Annotated in this window: 7 protein-coding genes; 4 read left to right on the top strand and 3 right to left on the bottom strand. The window is 70.7% G+C overall.

The features are described from left to right. The 3 genes from VF330_RS42000 to VF330_RS41990 all read right to left on the bottom strand — a co-directional run. Positions 1-344, bottom strand: a 344-nt coding sequence (locus tag VF330_RS42000) for a hypothetical protein (RefSeq protein ID WP_330857346.1), incomplete at its 3' end; no start/stop codon positions are given. 128 nt (positions 345-472) lie between these two features. Then, a complete protein-coding gene (locus tag VF330_RS41995) occupies positions 473-943 on the bottom strand; it encodes a hypothetical protein (RefSeq protein WP_330857345.1) in 471 nt (156 codons plus the stop codon). A gap of 22 nt (positions 944-965) precedes the next feature. Next, a complete protein-coding gene (locus VF330_RS41990) occupies positions 966-1,694 on the bottom strand; it encodes a CAP domain-containing protein (RefSeq protein WP_330857344.1) in 729 nt (242 codons plus the stop codon). An 81-nt stretch (positions 1,695-1,775) separates the two neighbouring features. On the opposite strand from VF330_RS41990, the gene VF330_RS41985 reads away from it, so the two are divergent. The 4 genes from VF330_RS41985 to smc all read left to right on the top strand — a co-directional run. Continuing rightward, positions 1,776-2,048 (top strand): acylphosphatase, encoded by a 273-nt coding sequence (locus VF330_RS41985; protein ID WP_330857343.1) that lies wholly within the window; start codon positions 1,776-1,778, stop codon positions 2,046-2,048. 33 nt (positions 2,049-2,081) lie between these two features. Next, a complete protein-coding gene (locus tag VF330_RS41980; protein WP_330857342.1) occupies positions 2,082-2,588 on the top strand; it encodes a sigma-70 family RNA polymerase sigma factor in 507 nt (168 codons plus the stop codon). Continuing rightward, positions 2,585-3,178, top strand: a complete 594-nt coding sequence (locus tag VF330_RS41975; RefSeq protein WP_330857341.1) for an anti-sigma factor family protein — start codon at positions 2,585-2,587, stop codon at positions 3,176-3,178. The genes VF330_RS41980 and VF330_RS41975 overlap by 4 nt, the downstream gene beginning before the upstream one ends. Before the next feature lie 60 nt (positions 3,179-3,238). Continuing rightward, the coding region (gene smc / locus VF330_RS41970) for a chromosome segregation protein SMC (RefSeq protein WP_330857340.1) at positions 3,239-6,825 on the top strand (3,587 nt) is incomplete at its 3' end.

Below are 6,825 nucleotides of genomic sequence, written 5' to 3'. Positions count from 1 at the left end.
GTCGTCACCTGCGGCTGCTGGGACGCGGGCTTCGGCTGTTCCTGCTGCCGTGCGGCCTGCTTGCGCTCCGGTGCCGCGGAGGACTTCGGCGCACCCGACGACACGGTCACCACGACCGTGCTGGTGCTGCCGTCCGGTGCGACACTCGTGATCGTCTGGACGACGTCGGCCGCCGTGCGCTCCGGTGCCGCTTCCTTGCCGGAGGCGGCGAGCATGGACGCCACCGTGGCGAACAGGGTCGCGACCACCACGCCGCCCGCGGCCAGCACCACCGCGGTGCCCGCGCGCTTCTTCGGGGGCGCCTGCTCAGGGGCAGGTGACTGCGGATGATCTTCCTCGAACACACCCATCTCCTCGTGGGAAACCCGGTCGGATGGACTTGCGTTCGAGTTATCGGCGGAAACGCACCAAGACCTCAGTCGAGCCACACCTTCGTGTAGCTCTACGTCACGACGTGGTGACTGGCGTAACCCTAGGACGCCGTCGTCGTTGTGGTGGTCTCCGCGGTCGTCGTGGTGGTCGTGGTCGTGGTGACCGGGTTCGTGGTGGTAGTCGTCGTCGACGTCGAAGTGTTAGCCGGCGGCGGGTCATCGGTCGTGACCGTCGTCGTCGTGCCGTCGGGACGCGTGATGGTCGTGACGCGCGTCTGCTTCTTCGTCGTCGTGGTGGTCGACGTCGTCGTCTCCGCGGTGGAGGACGACGTCGACGTCACCTCCACCGACGAGGTCGGCGAGGACGTCGGCACAATGCTCAGCGCGTCCTTCACGGCCTCCTTCCGGGGAGGCTGCGTCGCCGGCGACTCGGTCGCGGAGTCCGAACCCGCGGCGAGGGAGGCGACGGCGGCGAAGACGGTGGCCAGCACGACGCCGGATGCGGCGAGGATGACCTGGGGTGCACCGCGACCCAAGCGCGAGCGCGAGTCCGGTTCCGGGCTCTCGTACACGAAGTTTCCCCTGCTCGAAGCGTCAGCGACCGAAGCCCTGGGTCCAGTAGTTGCCACGGGTGTCCAGTCCCACGCCCATGGTGGTGAAGCTGCAGTTCTCGATGTTCTCGCGGTGGCCCTGGCTCTTCATCCACCCGTCCATGACCTGCGCGGGCGTGCGGTAGCCCTGCGCGATGTTCTCGCCGCCGGGCCGCGGGTAGCCCGCTTCCTTCATCCGCACGTCGAAGGTCCTGCCGTCCTGCGACACGTGCGAGAAGTACTTCTTGGTGGCCATGTCGGTGCTGTGCGCCTGGGCGGCGGTCGTGATGCGGTCGTCGATCACGAGGGCCCTGCAGCCCTTCGCGGCGCGGGCGTCGTTCACGAGCGCGAGCACGGCCTGCTCCGGCGTCTGCCCGGCGGGAGGCGGCGGGGGCGGGGCGTCCGTGGTCTTCGGTGATTCGGGAGGCGTCGTCGTGGTGGTGGGAGCCGCGGACGAGGTCGAAGAGGAGGTTTCCGTCGTCGTCGTGGTGGTGGGAGCGGAGGAGGACGACGAACCGGTGGGAGTGCCGGAGCCGGTGTTCTTGCCGGACGTGGGCTGTCCGCTGTTCGGCGCCGCGGCGTTGCCGGTGCCGAACTGGTTCGCTGCTTCGGAGCTCTCCTGCTGCGCGGCGTTGGTGAAGCTGATGCCGAGAGGGGAGGTGCCGCTGAAGGCGAGACCGCCGACGCCGGTTGCACCGATCAGCAGGCCGAGTAAGAGGCTGCGGGCACTCACGGGTCGGGACCGTACCACTAATGGGTGACAACCCCAGAGTGCGTCATTCGTCACCTTCGGTCACTGCGCCACCATTCGGAGGTGGACGTACGACTGAACGCCTGGGTGCGTGGACGTGTGCAGGGTGTGGGTTTCCGCTGGTGGACGCGGGCCCGGGCACTGGAGCTGGGCCTGGTCGGAAGCGCCTCGAACAGGCCGGACGGGCGGGTCGAGGTGGTTGCCGAGGGTTCGCGCGAGAAGTGTGAACAACTGCTGAAGGCTCTCCGATCGGGTGACACCCCCGGACACGTCGAGTCGGTGGGTGAACAGTGGTCCGCGGCCAGGGGTGACCTGACCGGCTTCGTCGAGCGCTGAACCTTCCGGGAGGCGATGGCGTAGTAGGGGATCGTGGACTCCTCGGAAGACGTCCTCATCCAGCTGTACGACCGCTGGAGGGGCCCGCTGCTGCACTACGTGCTGCGGCTGGTCGACGGCGACTACCAGCTGGCGGAGGACGTCGTGCAGGAGACGCTGCTCCGCGCGTGGCGGCACCACGAGGAGCTGAAGCCGGACGACGCGGCGCCGTGGCTCTACACGGTTGCGAAGAACCTGGTGATCTCCGGCTACCGCCGCCGCAACGCGCGGGCGACCGAGGTGCCGCTGGAGCCGGTGGACCTGCCGCCGGTCAGCGACCAGGTCGAGCACGTGCTGCAGACGTGGCAGATCGCGTCGGCGCTGCGGGCGCTCACGCCCGAGCACCGGACGGTCGTCATCGAGCTGTACTACCGCCGCCGCACCGTCGCGGAGGCCGCCAGGACGCTCGGCATCCCGCCGGGCACGGTCAAGTCGCGCTGCTTCTACGCGCTGCGGGCGCTGCGCGACGCACTGGAGGAGAGAGGGGTGACCGGGGCGTGAGCTGCCAGCACACCGTCGACGTCGGCGCCTACCTCTTCGGCTCGCTCGACCCCGGGGAGCGGGCCGCGTTCGAACGCCACCTCGGCACCTGCGACCCGTGCCAGGCCGAGTTGCTGCGGCTGGCCCCGCTGCCGGGCCTGCTCGGCCGCCTGTCGCCGGAGGACGTCGAGAACCTCGACGAGATCCCCGCCTGCCCGCCGCCGAAGCCCCGCCACCAGCGCCGGGTGGCACTGGTCTGCGCCGCGGTTCTGGTGGCGTTCGCACTGGTGGGCGGCATCCTGTTCCTGCAGGCCCCGCCCGCGCCGACGTGGGCGGCGCACGACCCCGGCACCGGCGTGGACGGCGAGGTCTCGATGGTCTCGAAGTCGTGGGGGACCGAGATGTGGTTCAAGCTCGGCGAGGTCAAGCCTGGCGCGCGCTGCAAGGTCATCGTGTTCGACCGGCAGGGGCAGCGGGAGGTCGGTGGCTGGTGGGGGTCGTCGCACGCCCCTGACGAGCGGATTCCCGGCTCGACGTCGTTCCGGGTGGACCAGATCGACCGGCTGGAGGTGTCGGACGAGAACGGCGTTCTGGTTACTCTCCGTCCCTAGAAACGCAGGTCAACCCACACCTCCCGCAACCGCCGCAAGCGTTTGGGTACTCTGCCCGGCGTGCATCTCAAGAGCCTGACGCTGAAGGGCTTCAAGTCCTTCGCCTCGGCTACCACGCTGCGCTTCGAGCCCGGCATCACCTGTGTGGTCGGCCCCAACGGGTCCGGCAAGTCCAACGTGCTCGACGCGCTGCGCTGGGTGATGGGCACGCAGGGTGCCAAGGACCTGCGCGGCGGCAAGATGGAGGACGTCATCTTCGCCGGCACGTCCGGCCGCGCGCCGCTCGGCCGCGCCGAGGTGACGCTGACGATCGACAACGCCGACGGCATGCTGCCGATCGAGTACACCGAGGTGTCGATCACCCGCCGCATGTTCCGCGAGGGCGCCACCGAGTACGAGATCAACGGCAACTCGTGCCGCCTCATGGACATCCAGGAGCTGCTGTCCGACTCCGGCATCGGCCGCGAGATGCACGTGATCGTCGGTCAGGGCCAGCTCGCCGCGATCCTCGAGTCCAAGCCGGAGGAGCGCCGCGCCTTCATCGAGGAGGCCGCCGGCGTCCTGAAGCACCGCAAGCGCAAGGAGAAGGCGCTGCGCAAGCTCGAGGCGATGCAGGCCAACCTGACGCGCCTCACCGACCTCACCACCGAGCTGCGCCGCCAGCTCAAGCCGCTGGGCAAGCAAGCCGAGATCGCCCGCCGCGCGCAGGTCGTGCAGTCCGAGCTGCGGGACTCGAAGCTCCGCCTGCTCGCCGACGACCTCGTGACGCAGCGCGCGGCCATCCAGCAGGAGGAGCACGACGAGGCGAAGGCCCGCGAGCGCCGCGCCGAGGTCGAGAAGTCGTTGCAGGCCGCGCAGTACCAGCAGAACGAGCTGGAGGAGCGCGTCGCCGCCGACTCGCCGAAGCTCCAGGCCGCGCAGGACACCTGGTACCGGCTGTCCGCTCTGGAGGAACGCCTGCGCGGCACGGTCCGGCTCGCCGCCGAACGCGCGCGGCACCTGTCCGACGTCGTGGACGCGCCCAGCCGGGGCCGCGACCCCGACGACCTCGACCGCGAGGCCGAGGAGACCGCCGAGATGGAGCTGGAGCTCCAGGAGGGCGTGACGGAGGCGCGCATCGCGCTCGCCGAGGCCGTGGAGACGCGGTCGGAGCTGGAGCGCATGGTGTCGCAGGCGGAGAAGGCGCACATCGCCGCCGTCCGCGCGATCGCCGACCGCCGGGAGGGCCTCGCGCGCCTGTCCGGTCAGGTGGAGGCGTTGCGCAGCAAGACGAACGCGACCGCCGAGGAGATCGAACGCCTCTCCGTCACGGTCACCGAGGCTTCCGAACGCGTCGAGTTCGCGACGATGGAGCTCGAAGAGGCCCGCGCGATCACCGGCACCGAGGACGAGGACGACCACGGCCTCGACGAACGCCATCGCCAGGCCGTGCAGACCAACGACTCGGCGCGGCAGCGGGTCGAGGAGCTGGTCAAGGCCGAACGCACCGCAGAACGCGACATCGCGTCGTGGCGTGCGCGCGTCGACGCTCTTTCGCTGGGCCTGACCCGCAAGGACGGCGCGGGCGCGCTGCTGGCGTCCGACGTGCCGGGCCTGCTGGGGTCCGTCGCGGCGCTGCTCACCGTCGAACCGGGCTTCGAGGTGGCGCTGGCCGCCGCGCTCGGCCCGATCGCCGACGCCGTCGCGGTGTCGTCCGGCGACGGCGCGCTGCAGGCGCTGAAGTTGTTGAAGGAGAAGGACGCCGGCCGCGCGGGTGTGCTGATCGGCTCCCACGGCTCCACTGTGGACACCAGCGGGTGGGGTCACCTCCCGCACGGTGCGCGCTGGGCGATCGACGTCGTGCACGCGCCCGAGGCGTTGCGGCCGGCGCTGACCCGCGCCCTCGACCGCCTCGCCGTGGTGGAGGACCTGGACACCGCGGCCCGGCTGGACGTCCGCGCGGTGACGCGGGAGGGCGACCTCTTCGGCACGGACTGGGCGATCGGCGGCTCGGGCGCGCAGGGCCAGAGCGTCATCGAGGTCCAGGCCGCGGTGGACGAGGCCCAGGAGCAGCTGGCGACCGCGGAACGCGCGCTGGAGCACGCGTCCGCGGCCCTGGAGGGTGCCCGCGCCGAGCAGCAGGCCCGCCGCAAGGTGCTCGACGCGGTCAAGGAGGCCGTGCAGGAGGCCAAGGTCCGCCAGGCCCGTTCCGGCGAGCGGCTCAACCGGATGGTCGCCGCGGTGCGGTCGGCCGAGGCCGAGGTCACCCGCATCAGCCAGCAGCGCGCCAAGGTCGAGCAGTCCCGCGAGGAGGCCCTGCTGAAGCTGGGCGAGCTCGAGGAGCGGCTGCTGATGGCCGAGGAGGAGCAGACCCTCGAGGACGAGCCGGACACCGAGCAGCGCGACGAACTGGCCGCCGAGCTCGCGTCCGCCCGTCAGGCCGAAATGGACGCACGGCTCGTGCAGCGCACCGCCGAGGAGCGCGCGCGTGCGGTGCAGGGCAAGGCAGACGCACTGCGCCGGGCCGCACGAGCCGAGCGTGAAGCACGCGAACGCCACGCACGTGCGACTGCGCACCGTGCGCGCGGTGCCGTGGTCGCGAAGGCCGTCGTGCGCGGCGGCGAGCAGGCGTTGGAACGCATCGAGATCTCACTGGCCCGCGCCGCCCGTGAACGCGACCAGGCCCAGGAACGCCGTGCGCAGCACGAGCTGCTGCTGACCCAGGTGCGCAACCTGGTCCGCGAGATGTCCGGTGAGCTGGAGAAGCTCGTCGACGCCGTGCACCGCGACGAGGTGCTCAGGGCCGAGCAGCGGATGCGCATCGAGCAGCTCGAGACCAAGATCTCCGAGGACTTCGGCATCGGTCTCGACGACCTCGTGAACGAGTACGGTCCCGACGTCATGGTGCCCGCGTCGGCCGCCGAGCTGCACGAGTACCAGTCCGCCAAGGACCGCGGCGAGCAGGTCTCCGAGCCGCAGCCGATGCCGTACGACCGCGACACCCAGGCCCGCCGCGCCAAGCGCGCCGAGCGCGACCTGTCGTTGCTGGGCAAGGTGAACCCGCTCGCGCTGGAGGAGTTCGCCGCGCTGGAGGAGCGCTACAAGTTCCTCTCGACGCAGCTCGAGGACATCAAGGACACCCGCCGCGACCTGCTGACCGTCGTGAAGGAGGTCGACGACAAGATCCTGGAGGTCTTCACGTCGGCCTACGAGGACGTGGCGCGCGAGTTCGAGATCGTCTTCAAGGTGCTGTTCCCCGGCGGCGACGGCCGGCTGGTGCTGACCGAGCCCGACGACATGCTGACCACCGGCATCGAGCTGGAGGCCCGTCCGCCCGGCAAGAAGGTCAAGCGCCTGTCGCTGCTCTCCGGTGGCGAGAAGTCACTGGCCGCCGTCGCGATGCTCGTCGCGATCTTCCGCGCCCGCCCCTCGCCCTTCTACGTGATGGACGAGGTCGAGGCGGCGCTGGACGACACGAACCTGCACCGCCTGATCAGCCTGTTCCAGCAGCTGCGGGACCGGTCGCAGCTGCTGATCATCACGCACCAGAAGCCGACCATGGAGATCGCGGACGCGCTCTACGGCGTCTCGATGCGCGGTGACGGCATCTCGCAGGTGATCTCGCAGCGGCTGCGCACGTCCGCCGACGCACCGGCGCAGCAGCCCGC

Source organism: Lentzea sp. (assembly GCF_036380075.1).
Lineage (GTDB): Bacteria > Actinomycetota > Actinomycetes > Mycobacteriales > Pseudonocardiaceae > Lentzea.
The sequence above is the reverse complement of the archived record's forward strand: the minus strand, read 5'-3'. Positions and strand labels throughout refer to the sequence as shown.